The 18,588-nt window shown below is 69.9% G+C and carries 19 protein-coding genes; all 19 read left to right on the top strand.

What is annotated here, in order from left to right; translation table 11 throughout:
• The first annotated feature begins 117 nt into the window (after nt 1-117).
• On the top strand, nt 118-1,419 hold the full coding sequence (locus VI056_00605) for an AAA family ATPase (protein HEY6201517.1): 1,302 nt from the start codon (nt 118-120) through the stop codon (nt 1,417-1,419).
• A 118-nt stretch (nt 1,420-1,537) separates the two neighbouring features.
• Entirely contained in the window at nt 1,538-1,846 is a 309-nt protein-coding gene (locus VI056_00600) for a hypothetical protein (GenBank protein ID HEY6201516.1), read from the top strand.
• 115 nt (nt 1,847-1,961) lie between these two features.
• The gene (locus tag VI056_00595; GenBank protein HEY6201515.1) at nt 1,962-3,503 is read left to right on the top strand and encodes an acyl-CoA carboxylase subunit beta; all 1,542 of its coding nucleotides are present in this window, start codon (nt 1,962-1,964) and stop codon (nt 3,501-3,503) included.
• 15 nt (nt 3,504-3,518) lie between these two features.
• Nucleotides 3,519-5,006: a biotin carboxylase N-terminal domain-containing protein gene (locus VI056_00590; GenBank protein HEY6201514.1), complete on the top strand. Its 1,488-nt coding sequence runs from the start codon at nt 3,519-3,521 to the stop codon at nt 5,004-5,006.
• Nucleotides 5,003-5,500 (top strand): biotin/lipoyl-containing protein, encoded by a 498-nt coding sequence (locus tag VI056_00585; protein HEY6201513.1) that lies wholly within the window; start codon nt 5,003-5,005, stop codon nt 5,498-5,500. Before VI056_00590 ends, VI056_00585 begins: the two co-directional genes overlap by 4 nt.
• Nucleotides 5,497-7,872, top strand: a complete 2,376-nt coding sequence (locus VI056_00580; protein ID HEY6201512.1) for a penicillin acylase family protein — start codon at nt 5,497-5,499, stop codon at nt 7,870-7,872. The genes VI056_00585 and VI056_00580 overlap by 4 nt, the downstream gene beginning before the upstream one ends.
• A gap of 19 nt (nt 7,873-7,891) precedes the next feature.
• On the top strand, nt 7,892-9,061 hold the full coding sequence (locus tag VI056_00575; GenBank protein ID HEY6201511.1) for a hypothetical protein: 1,170 nt from the start codon (nt 7,892-7,894) through the stop codon (nt 9,059-9,061).
• A 20-nt stretch (nt 9,062-9,081) separates the two neighbouring features.
• Nucleotides 9,082-10,689, top strand: a complete 1,608-nt coding sequence (locus VI056_00570; protein HEY6201510.1) for a methylmalonyl-CoA mutase family protein — start codon at nt 9,082-9,084, stop codon at nt 10,687-10,689.
• Complete coding sequence (mce, locus tag VI056_00565) at nt 10,686-11,111, top strand: methylmalonyl-CoA epimerase (GenBank protein HEY6201509.1); 426 nt, start codon at nt 10,686-10,688, stop codon at nt 11,109-11,111. Before VI056_00570 ends, mce begins: the two co-directional genes overlap by 4 nt.
• A gap of 40 nt (nt 11,112-11,151) precedes the next feature.
• Complete coding sequence (locus VI056_00560) at nt 11,152-11,871, top strand: gamma-glutamyl-gamma-aminobutyrate hydrolase family protein (protein HEY6201508.1); 720 nt, start codon at nt 11,152-11,154, stop codon at nt 11,869-11,871.
• On the top strand, nt 11,868-13,286 hold the full coding sequence (locus VI056_00555; protein HEY6201507.1) for a hypothetical protein: 1,419 nt from the start codon (nt 11,868-11,870) through the stop codon (nt 13,284-13,286). The genes VI056_00560 and VI056_00555 overlap by 4 nt, the downstream gene beginning before the upstream one ends.
• Nucleotides 13,286-14,320: a hypothetical protein gene (locus VI056_00550; GenBank protein ID HEY6201506.1), complete on the top strand. Its 1,035-nt coding sequence runs from the start codon at nt 13,286-13,288 to the stop codon at nt 14,318-14,320. The genes VI056_00555 and VI056_00550 overlap by 1 nt, the downstream gene beginning before the upstream one ends.
• A gap of 29 nt (nt 14,321-14,349) precedes the next feature.
• A complete protein-coding gene (locus VI056_00545) occupies nt 14,350-14,715 on the top strand; it encodes a hypothetical protein (GenBank protein ID HEY6201505.1) in 366 nt (121 codons plus the stop codon).
• A gap of 13 nt (nt 14,716-14,728) precedes the next feature.
• Nucleotides 14,729-15,196 (top strand): tRNA (adenosine(37)-N6)-threonylcarbamoyltransferase complex ATPase subunit type 1 TsaE, encoded by a 468-nt coding sequence (tsaE, locus tag VI056_00540; GenBank protein ID HEY6201504.1) that lies wholly within the window; start codon nt 14,729-14,731, stop codon nt 15,194-15,196.
• The gene (gene tsaB / locus VI056_00535) at nt 15,177-15,914 is read left to right on the top strand and encodes a tRNA (adenosine(37)-N6)-threonylcarbamoyltransferase complex dimerization subunit type 1 TsaB (GenBank protein HEY6201503.1); all 738 of its coding nucleotides are present in this window, start codon (nt 15,177-15,179) and stop codon (nt 15,912-15,914) included. Before tsaE ends, tsaB begins: the two co-directional genes overlap by 20 nt.
• Before the next feature lie 4 nt (nt 15,915-15,918).
• Complete coding sequence (gene rimI, locus VI056_00530; protein ID HEY6201502.1) at nt 15,919-16,434, top strand: ribosomal protein S18-alanine N-acetyltransferase; 516 nt, start codon at nt 15,919-15,921, stop codon at nt 16,432-16,434.
• A 2-nt stretch (nt 16,435-16,436) separates the two neighbouring features.
• Nucleotides 16,437-17,432, top strand: coding sequence for a tRNA (adenosine(37)-N6)-threonylcarbamoyltransferase complex transferase subunit TsaD (gene tsaD, locus VI056_00525; protein HEY6201501.1), 996 nt, complete (start codon nt 16,437-16,439; stop codon nt 17,430-17,432).
• A complete protein-coding gene (locus tag VI056_00520; protein HEY6201500.1) occupies nt 17,429-17,848 on the top strand; it encodes a hypothetical protein in 420 nt (139 codons plus the stop codon). The genes tsaD and VI056_00520 overlap by 4 nt, the downstream gene beginning before the upstream one ends.
• Nucleotides 17,849-17,850: 2 nt before the next feature.
• Nucleotides 17,851-18,588, top strand: a 738-nt coding sequence (locus VI056_00515; GenBank protein HEY6201499.1) for a cation:proton antiporter, incomplete at its 3' end; no start/stop codon positions are given.

Genomic DNA, 18,588 nt, shown 5'->3' with positions numbered 1-18,588 from the left:
CGCCCGTGGAGAGGGTTTCGGTGCCGCGTCGCCGTGTGTTGCAACCCGGTTCCCTCTCTAAGGGGAGTCCAGCACCCCTAAACTCGCAGCACTCGCGTTCCGGAGGATAGGGAGCACATGGCAAGCGCAGCACCATCGGCGACATCGCACGCGCCCGCTTCTGCGGCCCCACGGCCGGCCGAAGCATCGGCGCCGCTCGCACCGGCGACGATCGAGGAGACCGGCCTCACGTCGGCATTCGTTGCCGACCTCACGCTGAAGCTCCTCTACCAGCGCGCGACGACGGCCGCCGAGCTGACGCAGATCCTCTGCCTGCCCCTCAAGATCCTCCAGCCCGTCCTCGACTTCTGTAAGACCGAGCACCTCGTTGAGGTGAAGGGCGGCGCCGGCGTGACCGCGTCGACGTACGTCTACATGATCACGGAGAAGGGCTCGATCCGCGCGAAAGAAGCGATGGCGCGCAACGGCTACGTCGGCGCCGCGCCGGTTCCGCTCGCGGCGTACGTCACACGGGTGCGCGCGCAGTCGGTCGGCGCGGTGCAGGTCACCTGGGATGGACTGAAGAAGGCGCTCGCGCATCTCGTGCTGCCGGAGCTGACGCTCCGTCAGCTCGGGCCGGCGATCAACAGCGCGCAGTCGATCTTCCTCTTCGGCCCACCCGGCACCGGCAAGTCGACGATCTCGAAGGCGCTCGCGACGATGCTCCAAGGCAGCATCGTCGTGCCGTACGCGATCCTCGTCGGCCAGCAGGTCATCCGCGTGTACGACCCATCGCGTCACCGCCCGCTCGTCGAGCTCGACGCGCGATTCGACCGCCGCTGGGTCCCGGTCTCACGCCCGTTCGTTGAGGTCGGTGGTGAGCTGACGCTCGAGGACCTCGATCTCGTCTACGACCAGAACTCGAAGGTCCACGAAGCGCCGTTCCAGATGAAGGCGAGCGGCGGCGTTCTCCTCATCGACGACTTCGGCCGCCAGCGTGCCTCGCCCGACCAGCTCCTCAACCGCTGGATCGTCCCGCTCGACCGTGACGTCGACTTCCTGACGACGGCCGACGGTCGCAAGATCGAAGTGCCGTTCGACGTCCTGCTCGTCTTCGCGACGAACCGCACGCCCTCATCGCTGGTCGATGAAGCGTTCCTGCGGCGCATCCAGTACAAGATCGAGATCAAGCCGCCGACGCCTGAGGAATTCTCCGAGATCCTTCGTCGGGTCTGCGAGAACCAGAAGATCACCTTCTATCCGAAGGCGGCGGAGTGGATCGCGAAGTATTGCCTCGAGCGGAACATCTCGCTGCGCTCATGCCACCCGCGTGACCTCATGCAGCACCTCGGTGCCGCGGCGCGCTTCCTCGGGAAACCGGCGGAGCTCACGCCGGAGCTGGTGCAACTCGCCTGCGAGACGTACTTCGTAGCGATCTAGCGACTCTTCCCGGCACGAATGGGCAGTCAGGTCTCACGACGCCGCTGATGGCGCTTGCGGATGCGCTCCGCGAATAGATTCCTACCGCGCCTCACAGCGCATAGGAGTGACGTCATGAATGGGCTTCGTCAGATCAAGTGCGTCCCGCCACTTCACGGCCCAGCAGGTCGGCAGTCCTGATTTCGCCAAGACGATGATCGACGGGCTACTCGCTGGCTACGTAGCCGCTCGCATGGCGGGGAGTGCTCCGCTACTTCACGGGACGCTGTCGTCGGCCGCGTGCCTGGCCACTCACGCCGTGCCGCTCCCCGTGCTGGTGACGTATCCACTCTGGATCGCCGCCGCCGGGATCATCGTGGCCCCGCTGGCTGGTTTCGCCGGCGGGTGGCTAGCCTCAGAGCCGCAGCGCCGTCTCCTGCCTGCCTGATCCCTATCGCGCGCGCGTCGCTGCGCGTGCTGTTTTCTCGGGCGCGCCGTCAAGAGCCCGGCATCGGAACTTGTCGGCGCAGTGCCACGAACTGACCGCGCCCTATCCTCACGGCGTGGGTCCGAGCGAACGACTGAGCGGTCTGCGGCAGCGCGCCGCCGTCGGTGGTGGTGAAGCGCGCACCCAGCAACAGCACGCAAAGGGCAAGCTGACGGCGCGCGAGCGCGTGGACCTCCTCGTCGACGACGGATCCTTCACCGAGCTCGATGCGTTCGTGATGGCGCGCCCCACGGAGCTCATACCGGACGACGAGCGCGTGATGGGTGACGGTGTCGTGACGGGCTTCGGCCATGTCGACGGTCGACTCGTCTACGTCTTCTCGCAGGACTTCACGGTGTTCGGCGGTTCTCTCGCGGAGGCGCACGCCGCGAAGATCTGCAAGGTCATGGATCTGGCCGTGCGCAACGGCGCGCCGGTCATCGGGCTCAACGACTCGGGCGGCGCGCGCATCCAGGAGGGCGTCGTGTCGCTCGGCGGCTATGCCGACATCTTCCTGCGCAACGTGCTCGCGTCCGGCGTGGTCCCGCAGCTGTCGGCGATCCTCGGACCTTGCGCGGGCGGTGCCGTGTACTCGCCGGCGATCACCGACTTCATCGCGATGGTGCGCGACACCTCGTACATGTTCGTGACCGGGCCGAACGTGGTGAAGACCGTGACGCACGAGGACGTCACGCTCGACGAGCTCGGCGGCGCGGACGTCCACGCGCGGCGCTCGGGCGTCGCGCACTTCGAGTGCGACGACGAGGTCTCCTGCCTGCAGCTGCTCCGCCGTCTCGTCGGCTACCTGCCGTCGAACAATCTCGATCCCGCGCCGGTCGTTCCGACGGACGATCCGATCGATCGCCAGGACCGCGAGCTCGACGCGCTCGTGCCCGACGCCGCGAGCAAGCCGTACGACATGAAAGAACTGGTCCGGCGCGTCTGCGACGACGGAGAGTTCCTCGAGGTGCACGAGGGCTGGGCACGCAACATCATCTGCGCCTTCGCGCGTCTCGACGGCCGCAGCGTCGGTGTCGTCGCGCAGCAGCCGACGGTCCTCGCCGGCGTGCTCGACATCGACGCGTCGATCAAGGCCGCGCGTTTCGTCCGCTTCTGCGACGCCTTCAACATCCCGCTCGTGACCTTCGTCGACGTGCCGGGCTTCCTACCGGGCACCGCGCAGGAGCATGGCGGCATCATCCGGAGCGGCGCGAAGCTTCTCTACGCATACGCCGAGGCGACGGTCCCGAAGCTCACCGTCATCACGCGCAAGGCCTACGGCGGCGCGTACGACGTCATGTCGAGCAAGCACATCCGTGGGGACTACAACGTCGCGTGGCCGAGCGCGGAGATCGCGGTCATGGGACCCGAGGGCGCGGTGAACATCGTCTACCGCGAGGAGATCGAGCGCGCGAAGGATCAGGACGCGAAGCGGAAGGAGCTCGTCGCGAGCTACGTCGAGCGCTTCGCGAACCCGTACGTCGCGGCCGAACGCGGTTACCTCGACGACGTCATCGAGCCGCGCGAGACCCGACCGCGGCTCATCGCGGCGCTCCGTTCCCTCGCGGGCAAACGGGACACGAACCCCAAGCGCAAGCACGGGAACATCCCGCTGTGACGCCCTAGGACGGCGGTGCTCAAGCGGGTCCTCGTCGCCAACCGCGGCGAGATCGCCGTGCGCGTGATCCGCGCCTGCCACGAGCTCGGGATCCGCGCCGTAGCCATATACAGCGACGTCGATCGGGACGCCCTTCACGTCCGTCTCGCGGATGAGGCGTATCCGATCGGACCGGCGTCGCCGAGCGAGAGCTACCTCGTGGCCTCAAAGCTCATAGGGGTCGCGCGCCGCGCGAAGTGCGACGCGGTCCATCCCGGCTACGGGTTCCTGTCGGAGAACGAGGAGTTTGCCGACGCAGTGCGCAGTGCCGGTCTCGTGTTCGTCGGTCCACCCGGCGACGTGCAGCGGAAGCTCGGCGAGAAGACGCAGGCCCGCCGGCTTGCGCGCGACGCGGGCGTCCCCGTCGCGGAGGGCACGCTCGAACCGCTGCGCGACCTGGATCACGCGCGTCGAGAAGGGGAGCGCATCGGGTACCCGGTGATGCTCAAGGCAGCCGGCGGCGGTGGCGGGAAGGGCATGCGCGCGGTCGCGTCGGCCGGGGAGCTCGATGCCGCGTGGCGTCTCGCGTCAGGGGAAGCCGCCGGCGCGTTCGGCTCGTCGGCGCTGTTCGTGGAGAAGCTCATCGAGAACGCGCGGCACATCGAGATGCAGATCCTCGCGGACGCTCACGGCGGCATCGTCTGGCTCGGCGAGCGCGACTGCTCGGTCCAGCGCCGTCATCAGAAGCTCATCGAGGAGTCCCCCGCGCCATCGGTGGGCGATGCGCTCCGCGAGCGCCTCGGCGACGCCGCGGTGCGGATCGCGCGCGCGGCGGGCTATCAGAACGCCGGCACCGTCGAATTCCTCGTCGATGCGCGCGGCGCCTTCTCATTTCTCGAGGTGAACACTCGCCTGCAGGTCGAGCACCCGGTGACCGAGGTCGTGACCGGGCTCGATCTCGTCGCGCTTCAGCTGCGCATCGCGTCCGGCGAGCCGCTGCCCTTCGCGCAGAAAGACGTGCGCGGCCGCGGCGCGGCGATCGAGTGCCGCATCACCGCCGAGGACGTGCGGCGCGGCTTCATACCCGCGACCGGCCGCGTCGCGTTGCTGCGCGAGCCCGCCGGCCCGGGCGTCCGGGTCGACTCAGGTCTCTTCGAAGGTCTCACGGTCACGAGCGACTATGACCCTCTGCTCATGAAGCTCATCGCCCATGGCGCCGATCGCGCCGAGGCCCTCGCGCGAGCGCGCGGCGCGCTGCGCGAGACGATCGTTGCGGGGCTCCCGACGAGCCTCGCGTTCCACTCCTACGTCCTCGACGAGCCCGACTTCGTCGGCGGACGCTACGACACGGGGTATGTCGCAACCCACTGGCCGCCTCGCACCCCGACCGTGCTCGACGAGAGCGCGGTCACCGCGGCCGCGCTCGTCGCGGTGCTCGCCACGCGCGGCCGCGCGGCACGCCGACCGGTCGCGTCTCCGAATGGCACCTGGGCGCGCGCGGGGCGCGAGGAGGCGCTGCGGTGATCTACGAGGTCAGCGTCGGCGATCGGCATCTGCGCGTCGACCTCACCGCGGACGGCCGCTTCCTCATCGACGCCGCGGTGGTAGCGGCGGAGACGGCGGAGATCGTGCGCGGCCGGCAGTGGTCGGTACGCATCGCGGGTCGCAGTCACGAGGTCACGCTGCTGACGACCGGTCCGATGCGGCTCCTCGTCGACGGACACGAAACGGAAGTGAGCGCGCTCGACGAGCGCGCGGCGGCCGCGGCGCGCGGCGCGACCGCTGCGCGCGGCGGGCGCCACGAGGTACGAGCACCGATGCCCGGGCTGCTCAAGAAGGTGCACGTCGCGGAGGGCGACCTCGTCGAGCGTGACGCCCCGCTCATGACACTCGAGGCGATGAAGATGGAGAACGAGCTGCTCGCGCCGGCGCGCGGCCGCGTCGTACGCCTCGCCGTCGGACCCGGGACGAAGGTCGAGGGCGGCGCGATGCTGGCCGTGCTCGAGGAGGCGGAGTGAGGAAGCTGGTCGTCGTCGCGGTCGTGCTGCTCGTCGTGCTCGGCGCGATCTCGACGACGTTTGGCCTGCTCGTCCTACGACCGCTGCCGACGCTCGATGCCGACGAGCGTCTCCTCGGTTTGCACCAGCGCGTCGAGGTCCTGCGCGACGCGTACGGCGTGCCGCACGTCTTCGCCGGCGATCTGCACGACGCCTTGTTCGCGCAGGGGTACGTGACCGCGCAGGACCGTCTCTGGCAGATGGACATCTACCGGCGCGCCGCGGAGGGCATGCTCGCCGAAGTGCTCGGCGAGCCCGGCGTCGAGTCCGACCGCTTCACGCGCACACTCGGCCTCGGACGCGCTGCGCAGCTCGACCGGTCGGTGATCTCGGACGAGGCCCGCGGCTTCGTCGAGGCGTACACGGAGGGTGTGAACAAGTTCATCCAGCAGCACGGCGAGAGCCTGCCGATCGAGTTCACGATCCTCGGCTATCGGCCAGAGCCATGGACGGTGCTCGACACGCTCGCGATCGCGAAGCTGCAGCTCTACGACGCCGCGGGGAACTACACGCAGGAGCTGCTGCGCGCGAGCATCGCTGCGCGCCTTGGCCCCGAGGCGCTGGCGACGCTTCTCCCCGACGCGTCGACGAACGCCGTCGCCCACGACACGCGCGCCTGGGCACTCGTGGCACCGGAGATCTCACCCGGATCCGCGGGCCACGGACCAGCTGCGCTCGCCACCGTTCTCGGCGGCGCGGGCCAGGGCCTCGGCTCGAACTGCTGGGCGCTGAGCGGCTCGCGCACCGCGTCAGGAAAGCCGCTGCTCGCGGGCGATCCGCATCTGCCGGTGCGCAATCCGAGCATCTGGTACGAGGTCGCGCTCGACGCGGACGATCTGCACCTCATCGGGTTCTCGATCCCGGGCGTGCCGGGCGTCGTCATCGGGCACAACGACCGCGTCGCATGGAGCTTCACCTACGCGTACGCAGACACCCAGGACCTCTTCGTCGAGCGCCAGGATCCCGCGGACCTGCGCCGCTACGAGTACGAGGGGCGCATGGAGAACGCGACCTTCACTCGCGAGGTGATCAAGGTGAAGGGCCGCGCCGATCCCGTCGTGATCGACGTCGCGGTCACGCGGCACGGGCCGATCCTCACGCCGGTCCTCAAAGAGCAGAACGCGCAGCTCGCGCTGCGCTGGAGCGCGCTCGACGGATCGCGAACCGTCGAGGCGGTCTTCGGGATGGGACGCGCGCGCAACTTCAGCGAGTTCCGCGCAGCGGCCGCGCTCTTCGTTGGCGCGACGCTGTCCGCGTGCTATGCGGACGTTGACGGGCACATCGGCTACCAGCTCGTAGGTCGCCTGCCGGATCGCAAGGCAGGGGACGGCCGGCTGCCGGTGCCGGGCTGGAGCGGCGACTACGAGTGGCGCGGCCTTCGCCTCGCGGACGACAACCCGTTCCTCTTCGACCCGCCCGGTGGCCTCGTCGTCAACGCGAACAACCGACCTGTGGACCGCGCGACCGAGACGGGCTGGGAGGGGGAGTGGGATCCTGGATTCCGCTACGCATTCCTGCGTGGGGCGCTCACGAACACCACCGGCGCGGACGTCGCGCGCTTCCGGTCGCTGCAGAACGACGTGACGTCGCTGCCAGTGCAGCGCTTCCGCGCCACGATCCTCGCGGCGCGCGCGGCGAGCCCGCTCGCGGTCGAGGCGCAGAGTCTCGTGCGGAGCTGGGACGGCGCCCTCAGCGTTGACTCGGCGGCCGCCGCTGTCTATGAAGCGTGGCTCGTTCACATGTGCGAGCGCACGTTCCGTGACAAGCTCGGCCCGACGCTCTACGAGCAATACCTCACCGACGGCCGTCCGACGTTCGCTCTCTACGACCTCATCGAATCGCCGTCGAGCACATGGTTCGCCGATCTCGCGAGCGGTGAAGGGGGCGACCGCGACGCGATCGCGTCACAAGCGCTTGAGGATGCGGTACGCGACCTCACCACGCGTCTCGGCGCGACGCCCGCATCGTGGCGCTGGGGCGATCTGCACAAGGTGTCGTTCGAGCATCCGCTCTCCGCTGCGACGCCGCTCGATCTCATCCTGACCATCGGACCGGTGAGCCGCGCAGGCGACGGGTACTCGCCGAATAACGGCGCGTATTCGTTGATGAGACCGTTCGCGCTACGGAGCCACTCCTCGGAGCGGCAGATCGTCGATCTCGGGGACATCGATGCGTCGATCTCGATCATCCCCACCGGCCAGAGCGGGCAGCCGCTCTCGCCGCACTGGGGCGATCAAACAAACATGTGGGCCAACGGCCAATACAAACCGATGGCGCTCTCGCGGGAGCGGATCGGGAAGATCGAAGGAAGGCTCGTCCTTCGAGCGCGCTGACGTGGATTAGGGTTTCCTCGTGCAGGGCCGCGTCCTTGTGCTCGTATCCGTGATGCTCGCGACCGCGTGCGCGACGCAACCGCAGAGCAGCGCGTCTCCCACTCCGGCCGAGAGCGCAACAGTTCCGGCGGCGTCGATCGCCGCGTCGCCGACGCTCGCGGCATCGACCCCCACGCAGACTCCGACAGCGGCGCCCACCGCGACCGTCGCGCGCACGATCAGCGGCAAGGCGACGATGAGCGCGACAGGCGCCGGCGTCGCGGGTGTACGCGTTCGCGCGATGCCGTCCCCATTGAACGACGGACGCATATCCGGCCCCGACTTGACCGCCGTGACGGACGATCGCGGCGCGTACACCGTTAGCGTCGTCCTCTGGACAGCGGCAGCCTTGGGAGGATCGAGCAGCGTCCAGCTGATGGTCCAGGTGACGCCGCCACCGGGTCTGCTCGTGCTCGCCGTCTCATCGGCGATCGGTGGACCGCCTGGTAGCGCCTCCGGGAATCTCACCAGCCCCCTGATGGTCGGGGACCTGAACGCGCCCATCGACATCACGCTGGGGTCAGGCCACATCGTCGAGGGGCGGATCACCGACGGCAACACTGGGACTCCGCAAGCCGACACCCGCGTGGTGGCCCTCGGGATGAATTCGATGCTCATCTACGGCGGTCAGGGTGATGCGTTCGAGATCGTGGCGACGGCCACGACTGATGCGGCCGGTCGGTACAAGCTCACCGTTCCGCCCGGGACGTACGTGGTGCAGACGACCGGGCACACCATTAGCGGTGTGCGGTTCTGGAGCGACGACCCGGCGGTCTTCCAGGCAACGCCGCTCAAGGTCGAGCGAGACGTGACCGGCATCGACATCGCGGTCGTCGTGGTGACCCAGCTATCGGGCCAGGTCCGTACCGGCCCATCGTTCGGTGACGGATTGCAGGGAGCTCGCGTCGCGGCATACCTCGCGGGCGGTGCGGCCTGCTGCCGGCTCGTCGGTGTGGCCATGACCAGCGTCGCCGGCATGTTCCTTATGCACGTGCCTCCTGGGAGCTATCGACTCGTCATCGATCCGCCTGCGGGATCGCCATACGCGGCCCAGTGGTGGCGCGCGGCGAGCGGGTTCGCAAGCGCGACCGACGTGAACGCGTTCGCGGGCCCGATGGACCTCGAGGTCGAGCTGACTCGGCGCCCGTAGCTCGCGGATACCATCGCGATATGGCCGAGACGCGCCGCGTTCCTGAGCGGGCACGCTTCGAGACGACGTATGGCGGTCCGCTGCCGGCTTCGTTCACCGACGACGACGGGTACCGCGAAGCCGCCCTGCGACTCGGTGTTCCCGGCGAGCCTCCGTACACGCGCGGCGTGCAGCCGACGATGTATCGCGGCCGCCTCTGGACGATGCGGCAGTACGCGGGCTTCGGCGCGGCCGAGGAAACGAATGCGCGCTTCCGCTATCTCCTCGAACACGGACAGACGGGGCTCTCGGTCGCCTTCGACCTCCCAACGCAGATGGGGTACGACGCGGACGATCCGCAGGTCGCGGGCGAGGTGGGGAAGGTCGGCGTCTCGATCTCGAGCCTCGACGATCTCGAGCACCTGTTCGCCGGGATCCCACTCGACAAGGTCACGACATCGATGACGATCAACGCGACCGCCGCGATCCTGCTCGCGATGTACGCGGCGGTCGCGAAGAAGCAGGGCGTTCCGCTCGCGCGCGTCGGCGGCACGACGCAGAACGACATCCTCAAGGAGTACATCGCTCGCGGCACGTACATCTTCCCGCCGCGACCGTCGCTCCGCCTCGTGACCGATCTCATCGCGTACTGCGCCACGGAGCTTCCGCGCTGGAACCCGATCTCGATCAGCGGGTACCACATCCGCGAGGCGGGCTCGGACTCGGTCCAGGAGCTCGCGTTCACGTTCGCCGACGCCATCGAGTACGTAGCCGGCGCGGTGAAGGCCGGCCTCAGCGTCGACGCATTCGCGCCGCAGCTGTCGTTCTTCTTCGCAGCCCACTCGACGCTGCTCGAGGAGGTCGCGAAGTTCCGCGCGGCGAGACGCGTGTGGACCGACGTCATGCGTGACCGCTTCGGCGCGAAGACGGCGGACGCGCTCGCGCTCCGCTTCCACACGCAAACGATGGGCTCGACCCTCACGGCGCAGCAGCCGCTCAACAACATCGTGCGGACCGCCATCGAGGCCCTCGCAGCCGTGCTCGGTGGGACACAGTCGCTGCACACGAACGCGTACGACGAAGCGCTCGCACTTCCCAGCGAGGACTCGGCGCGCCTCGCGCTCCGGACGCAACAGATCATCGCGGAGGAGACGGGCGTCGCCGACACGATCGATCCATTGGGCGGCGCGTACGCGATCGAGTCGCTCACCGCGGACATCGAGCGCCGCGTCCACGCCGAGCTGGACAAGATCACGGGTATGGGCGGCGCGCTCGCGGCGATCGAGAAGGGCTACCAGATGCGCGCGATCGAGGACTCCGCGTACGCGCAACAGAAGGCGGTCGAGAGCGGCGAGAAGGTGACCGTCGGCGTCAATGCCTACCGCTCCGAGGGCGACGACGCTGTGCCGCCGCTGCAGCGCGTCGATGACGCGGTCGTCCGCGGCCGCGCCGAGCGTCTGCGGTCGCTGCGGGCGAAGCGGGACGCTGCCGCGGTGGAGCGCGCACGCGCGGACCTCCTGACCGCTGCGCGCGGGTCCGCGAATCTCGTGCCGCCGATCGTGGCCGCGGTCGAGGCGAGCGTGACGCTCGGCGAGATCTGCGCCGACCTGCGCACCGTGTTCGGCGTCTACCACCCGCCGCGCGCATGAAGGGCATCGCCGCCGGAGAGCTCCATCACGTCGCCGTCGCGGTGCCCTCGCTATCCGAGACGATCCCCTTCTATCGCGACGTGCTGGGCTACCGGGTCGATGAGCCGCGCGTCATCGCCGACCAGCGCGTGCGCGTCGCAATCGCCACGCGCGACGGGTCGCGCGTCGAGCTGCTCGAGCCGACCGACACCGAGTCCGGCGTCGCGCGCTTCGTCGCCGAGCGCGGACGGCCCACGCTGCATCACCTCTGCTTCGTCGTCGACGACCTGGCGAGCACGCTCGTTCGCCTGGCGAGCGAAGGTGTCGAGCTCGTGGATCACACGCCGCGTCGCGGCGTCGAGGGTCTCGTTGCGTTCCTTCATCCACGCGCAGCGAACGGTGTGCTCGTGGAGCTGATCGATCGCGAGAGCGTGCGCGGCTAGACCACCGCACGACGCACTAAACCGAATACCATGGACGTGGATGGGACCCCGCATCGCAGTCACCCTGTGCGGCCACGACGCGCCCCGCTGCGTCGTCGCGCGCGACCAGTATCTCGAGGCGATCCGGCGCGCCGGCGCCGAGCCGATCGCGGTCCGCCCGACCGATGCCATGCCCGATGAGTTCGATGGGCTGTGCCTCACCGGCGGCGGCGACATCGACCCGCAGCGCTACGGCGCCGACAACATCGCCTCGACCGATATCGACGAAGCCCGCGACGCCATCGAGCTCGCGCTCCTCGGGCGTGCCCTCGAGCGGGACATCCCCGTCCTCGGCGTGTGCCGCGGCTTCCAGCTGATCAACGTCCGCTTCGGCGGGTCGCTGGAGCAGCACCACCTCGGCCATTCGCCGAAGTACCCACCCCTCGGCGCGCCCGTCGCGGATGATCCGGCCGGCGCGGAGACGGTGCGCCACGTCGTCACCGCGGAGCCCGGATCCAAGCTGGCCGCGGCCTGCGGAGGCGAGCCCTTCATCGTCAACTCGAGTCACCATCAGGTCGTGACGTCCGACCGCCTCGCGTCGGACCTCGTGGCCACCGCGCACGTCGGCGAGCTCATCGAGGCGCTCGAAGCGCCCGCGCACCGCTGGGTCGTCGCGGTGCAGTGGCATCCCGAGCGCACCGCGCAGGTAGCCGCCGCCGCCATCAGGATCTTCGACGCCTTCATCGCCGCGGTGAAACGCACACCGGTCACCGCAGCGTGACCACCTCGACCGAGCTCGTCGCTTCGGTCGAGATCGCGCACGAGGCGCGGACAGAGCGCATCCCTCCCGGCGCCGCTGACGGTACGGTCCTTCGCGTGATCCCGGGCGACGCCGTGCGCGTCGCGGCGCTCCTGGGCCGCGATCCGCAGCTCGCGCGCGCCATGGCATTCGGCGCGCTCGCCGGCAATGCGTCGCTCGTCGCGCTCGTAGGAACGCACGACGGACGCACCTTCGTCGAACGCGGCGAGTTCCTCCGCGACGCGCACCCCGACCTCGTCGTCGCTCTCGCGACCGACCGCCGCGACGCCGACGGCCTGGTGGAGCTTGCCGAAGCATTGCGCTTCGGTTGCGCGCAGCAGCGCCCGGTGCCGCACATGCTCGTCTCGGCCGACGAACGGATCCGGGAGCGGATCGCCGCGTCGTGTCCGGCGAACACGATCGAGTCGCTGCCCGACGTGCGCACGCCCGCGGGACGCGAGGCCTTGGTGGCGCGCCTCCGCGCGCTGCGTCGCCGCGCGCAGGGCGATGTCGTGCTGCGCGACGAGGCGCTCGAAGCCGCGGCGCGCGCGATGGCCGTCGAGGCCAAGGCCGACGTCGTTCTCCTCGACGTGACCGGCGGCGCGACCTCGGTCATCCACGCGCGACCGGACGGTGCGGTCGTCGGCATTCACGAGCGCCTCGGCGTCGGCGCCGCCGCGGACCGCGTCGTCGCGCGCGCCGGTCTCGATCGCGTGCGCCGGTGGATCCCGCGCGCGGTCGAGGCACCCGCGCTCCTCGAGCGCGTGTTCAACCGTGCGCGCTGGCCCGACGCGATACCCGCGTCGGTACTGGCGCTCTCGCTCGAGATGGCGCTCGCACGCGAAGCCATCGCACACGTGCTTGCGGATGCCGAGCACGCTGGCTTGTCGCTCGAGGCGGCGTGGGCCGCGCCGCTGGTCGTGCTGACCGGTCGCCTCGCGCAGCTCCCGCGCGCTGCGCAGTCGCTCATGGTCGCGATGGACGTTTTCGGCGCGACCGGACCGATGCTCGTGTCGCGCGCGCCGGGCGACGCGCTCGTCGCCGCGGGCGCTCTCGCCGCGCGCGGCAGGGTCGCAACGCTCCCGACGATCGATCCCATCGCGATCGTTGCCGAGATGTGGCCGCGGCGCTCCGCCGTCGTGCGCATCACGGATTCGAATGGCGTCGTCGAGGAGCGCGTCGCGCGCGGCTCGTTCATCCTCGTTCCGACCAAGGGCGTAGTGGAGATCGTCATGCCGGGCACGACCGTGCGTCCGCGCGCGGAGCATTTGGAGCTGGGCGTGGTCATCGACGCGCGCGGCCGCCCGCTCTCGCTCCCGCCGCGCGATGCGGAACGGATCCCGACCCTCGCGCGCTGGAACTCGGCGCTCGATGTCCTTCCGGCCGAGGCGCGCTGATGCCGTGGAAGTACTGGCGCTGGTCCGCTGACCATCCGCTGCCGCTCGGCGCGAGCGAGCGCGCAGCCGAGGGGCAGGAGGTGCGCGCCGGCGACATCCTCGCCGCGGGTACGACCTACGGAACACCGGTGCGCGTTTCCGGTGCGCGCCGTCTCGGCGTCACGCCCGAAGATCTGACGCGCGTCATGCGCGTGCCTGTGGGCGGTGATGTGGAGCGGCACACGGTCATCGCGCGCACCGGCCGCCGCTTCGCGCGCGCGGTCTCGTCCCCGATCGCGGGCCGCCTGATCCATCAGCGCGCCGACGGGGATCTCCACATCGCGCCGGTCGTCGGGCGCTGGGTCGTGCGGTCCACGCTCGACGGAGCGATCGCGCGCTCGGACGACGGCTGCGTCACCGTCGAGGGCTCGGCGTGGGCGCTGCAGGGCGTCGCTGGGTACGGCCCCGATGCGGTCGGCGAGATCGCGCTCGCGGTCGATGGGCCCGCCGCCGAGCTGCACCCGTCGCGGATCGACGTCCGGATGCAGGGCCGCATCCTCATCGGCGGCGCTCGCGCGACGGCGGAGTCGATCACGCGCGCGCATGCCTGCGGCGTCGCGGCGGTCGTGGCCGGCGCGGCGCCCGCCGGTGGCCTGCGCGTCGTGTACGGCGAGGAGGCGACGGCGTCGGGCGCTACTACCGGTCCCGAGGCGCCGACGGTGCTCTGCCTCATCGGCTTCGGCGTCGCTCCGCTCCCGCGCGAGGTCTTCGCACCGCTCGTCGCGCTCGTCGGTGCCCGCGCCGCCGTGCACACGGCGTCCGCGCGGCTCTTCGTGTTCGCGCCCGAGAACGCGGGCGACTTCGCGCAGGGCGCGCCCTCGCTCGCGCTCTCCGACGACTGGCTCGGCGCGCGGCCGATGGACGAGCATCTTGTGATGGCCGGCGTGACCCGCTTCGCGAGCGAGATCGAGGCCGACGCCGTGAGCACGGACGGGGGTCCGGTGCCGGTCGCCAACGTGCTCGCGTTCGACGCACCCCGCACGCCCCAGACCTAGTGCAGCAGGCGGGACACTAGTCTTCCGCGGTGGGGAGAAAGCGCCGGCGCGAACGCCGCGCCGATCGTGGCGCGCATACACCTGTTCGGACCGAGACGGCGGCAGTGCCGAAGCGCGTCGTCAAAGAGGAAGAGCGTCGACGCACGAAGTACGCCGAGGATCGGAGGCGGCTCGAACGGCGGCGCACGATCGCCGGACTTCTCGCCGCGATCCCGCTCGCGGCGTGGGCATTGCAGCTGCCGTTCGGTCCGCTCGACTTCCTCGGCATCCCGCCGCGAGATGGCTGGCTGCTCGTGTGGGCGGCGCTCTTTGGATCGTTCCTCGGGCTTACCATTCGCCTCGTTCTTGAGCGCCGTAAATTCGAGCGCGGAGCGACCGACGGGCGTCCCGCGTAGCGATGCTCCGGCAGTGGAGCTCGTGAGCCACTCATCTCTTCACACCGAGCGCGTCGGCGAGCGACTCGCGCGCCTCGCGCGTCCGGGCGATGTCGTCGCGCTGTGGGGCGAGCTCGGGGCGGGTAAGACCGTCCTCGCGAAGGGGATCGCGACCGGGCTCGGGCTGGACGCGTCCGAGGTCTCGAGTCCGACGTTCGTGATCCTGCACGAACACTTCGGCGGCCGACTTCCACTCTTCCATCTCGATCTGTACCGGCTCGAGGGCAAGGATCTCGGGACGACCGGCTGGGAGGAGACGCTCGACGCCGGTGGCATGACCGTCATCGAGTGGCCGGACCGCGCGGGCGAAGCGCTTCCGCTCGATCGTCTCGACGTCCATCTCGGGCACATCGCCGATACGAAGCGGTCGGTCGCGCTGCGTGCCACCGGTCCGCGGTCGGCCGAGCTCCTGGAGGGCTTCCGTGACTCTCTTGGCGCTTGATACGTCGACCGAGTGGGCCTCGGTCGCACTCTATGACGGCCGCGACGTCCTGGCCGAGGAGACCTGGCACGCACAGCGCCGGCATGCGGACGAGCTCTTTCCGACCATCGAGCGCCTGCTCGCACGCACGCGCATCACGCTCGCGTCGATCGACAAGGTCGCCGTCGCGACGGGACCGGGCTCGTTCACCGGACTGCGCATCGCGATCGCGGCGGCGCAGGGCATCGCCCGTGGCGCGGGCGCGGCGATGGTCGGCATCTCGACCCTCGACGTGCTGGCGTACCCGCATGCCGCGTCGAAGCAGCGCACCTGCCCGCTCCTGCCTGCCGGACGCGGCGAGTTCTACGCCGCGTTCTATCAGGAGCGGAATCGCAAGTGGCAGCGCCGGTCGCCGTTCATCGCCGCCGCGCTGCCCGAGCTGTGCCGCCAGATCGGCACCCATACGCTCTTCGTCGGGGAGATCGACGGCGAGGCCGAGCAGACGCTGCGCGACCTGCTCGGCCCGAAGGCGTTGTTCGCGTCGCCGGCGTCGCGGATGCGCCGCGCCGGTTACCTGGCCGAGCTTGGTTGGCTCGCCCTCGAAACGACGGGGCAGGCGAAGCTCGGCGAGATCGAGCCGATCTACGTGAAGCAGCCGTCGATCCGCACCTCGTTCGACCAGCCGTTCGCGCCGCCGCCGACCGACGATGTCGCTCTCGGCCTTCCCAAGCGACACTAGAGAGATGGTCGCCACCTTCCCGATCGTCATCGAGGACATGACCGCCGACGACATCCCGGCGGTGCAGCTGGTCGAGAACGCGTCGTTCCCGGTCCCGTGGCCGGCGAACGCGTTCAAGCACGAGCTCACGCAGAACAAGAACGCGCACTACATCGTCGCGCGTGAGGGCGATCGCATCATCGCCTACGCCGGTCTCTGGCTCGCGCTCGACGAGGCGCACATCACGACCTTCGCCGTGATCCCCGAGCGACGTCGGCGCAAGATCGGCGAGCGGATGCTCGTACGTCTCTTCGAGATGGCCACCGACCTGAAGGCCGAGTGGCTGACGCTCGAGGTGCGCGCATCGAACTTCCCGGCGCAGCGCCTTTACGAGAAGTACGGTTTCCATGCCGCCGGGATCCGCCGTCGCTACTACAGCGACAACAACGAGGACGCGATCATCATGTGGACCGAGCGACTGCGCGACCGCTCGGTGCGCGATCGCCTCGCGAAGCTGCGCTCCGAACTAGAAGAGAAGTAGTCATGCGCATCCTCGCGATCGAGACGTCGTGCGACGAGACCGGCGTCGCGGTCGTCGACGACGGCCGGCACATCATCTCGAACATCGTCGCGTCGCAGCTCGCCCACCAGGACACCGGCGGCATCGTCCCCGAGGTCGCGGCGCGCGAGCATCTGCGCGCGCTCGACGGCATCACGCAGCAGGCGCTGAACGAGGCGGGCATCGAGCTCCGCGCGGTCGATGCGGTGGCGGCGACGGTGGGGCCGGGACTCGTCGGCTGCCTGCTTGTCGGCGCGAACTACGGGCGCGGTCTTGCGCTCGCGGCGGGCCTGCCGTTCATCGGCGTGAATCATCTCGAGGGCCACGTCTACGCGAACTGGCTGTACGAGGGTGACTCGCCGACGCCGGAGCCGGAGATCCCGGCGGTCGTGCTCATCGTGAGCGGCGCGCACAGCGACCTCGTGCTGATGGAAGGACACCGCCGCTTCCGGCCGCTGGGCCGAACGATCGACGACGCCGCTGGCGAGGCGTTCGACAAGGTCGCGCGCCTCCTCGGTCTCGGCTTCCCCGGTGGACCCCTGGTCGAGCGCGCAGCGCGTGAGGGCGACCCGAACGCGTTCCCGCTGCCGCGCGCCGCGCTCTCCGGCTACGACTTCTCGTTCTCCGGGCTCAAGACCGCGGTGCTCCGGCTGGTGCGCTCGCTCGAAGCGAAGGGCGCCCTGCCGGTCGCCGACGTGGCGGCATCCTTCCAGAAGGCGATCACCGAGATCCTGGCCGAGAAGACAGCGCGCGCCGCCGCGGAGCACGCGGTCGAAACGGTGCTCCTGGGCGGTGGCGTCGCGGCGAACCTCGCGCTGCGCGCCGAGATCCAGAAGCGCATCGGTCATCCGCTGCGCGTGCCGCCGCCGCGGCTCTGCACCGACAACGGCGCCATGATCGGCGCCGCCGCGTTCTTTGTTCTTCGCGATCGCGGCACGGAGGTCCCGGTGAGCGTGCGCAGCGACATGAAGCTCGCGTGACGAAGCTCGAGGAGGCGATCCAGGCGGCGCGCGTCGCGTCGACGTCGCCGCCGAACCCGCTCAACGTGCGCGACGCGGTGCTCGCGATCCTCGCCGCGGCCGCCGAGGACGAGCGTGTCATCGCGAACCTCAAGGACGTGCGCGCCGGCCGCGCGCTGCTGCGCTTCACCGACACGCAGGAGGCGATCGAGTTCCAGGCGGGCGACGGACGTCTGCACGCGGAGGCGGCCGACATCAAGGGCAAGGGTCCGAAGGTCGACGCGACGAGCGCGACATGGCTCGGCCTCGTCGCCGGAACCCTGAAGCCGTGGCTGGCGTTCACGCGTGGCATGGTCGTCGCGCGGGCCGGCCTCACGGAGCTCCGCTGGCTGCAGCAGGTCGCTGAGCGACTGCAGAAGGCGTACGAGCACCAGTAGCGATGCGCGACATCGAGCTCGTCCTCCTGCTGCTCGTCCTCGTCACCGCGCTCACGGTCGTCGCGCGCCGACTCACGGTCCCGTATCCGATCGTGATGGTCCTCGGCGGGCTCGTGCTGAGCGCCATCCCGAGTCTCCCTGGCTTCGAGCTGCCGCCGGATCTTGTCTTCTTCGTCTTCCTACCGCCGCTGTTGTTCGCCGGTGGGTACTTCACGTCGATCCGCGAGTTCAAGGCGAATCTCCGGCCGATCTTGACCCTCGCGTTCGGTCTGGTCATCTTCACCGCGGCGGTCGTCGCGGTGGTCGCGCACTGGCTGGTCCCGTCGCTCGGCTGGGCGGGCGCGTTCGCGCTCGGCGCGATCGTCTCGCCACCGGACGCCGTAGCCGCGACCGCGATCTTCCAACGCGTCGGCGTGCCGCGGCGCATCGTGACGATCCTCGAGGGCGAGAGCCTGGTGAATGACGCGACCGCGCTGGTCATCTACCGATTCGCGGTCGTGGCCGTCGCCGCCGGGACGTTCTCACTTCTCGACGCCGGTCTGTCATTCGTCGTGGTCCTCATCGGTGGCATCGCAGTTGGCCTCGTCGTTGGATTCGCAGGCGAGTGGCTGCTCGCCAACATCCGCGACACCGCGATCGCGGTCACGATCACGCTGCTCGCGCCATACGCGGCCTACCTTGGGGCGGAGAGCATCGGCGTGTCGGGCGTGCTCGCAACGGTCGTCGCTGGTCTTCTCGCG

Source organism: Candidatus Limnocylindria bacterium, assembly GCA_036523395.1.
In the GTDB taxonomy this organism is placed as follows: domain Bacteria; phylum Chloroflexota; class Limnocylindria; order P2-11E; family P2-11E; genus CF-39.
The sequence above is the reverse complement of the archived record's forward strand: the minus strand, read 5'-3'. Positions and strand labels throughout refer to the sequence as shown.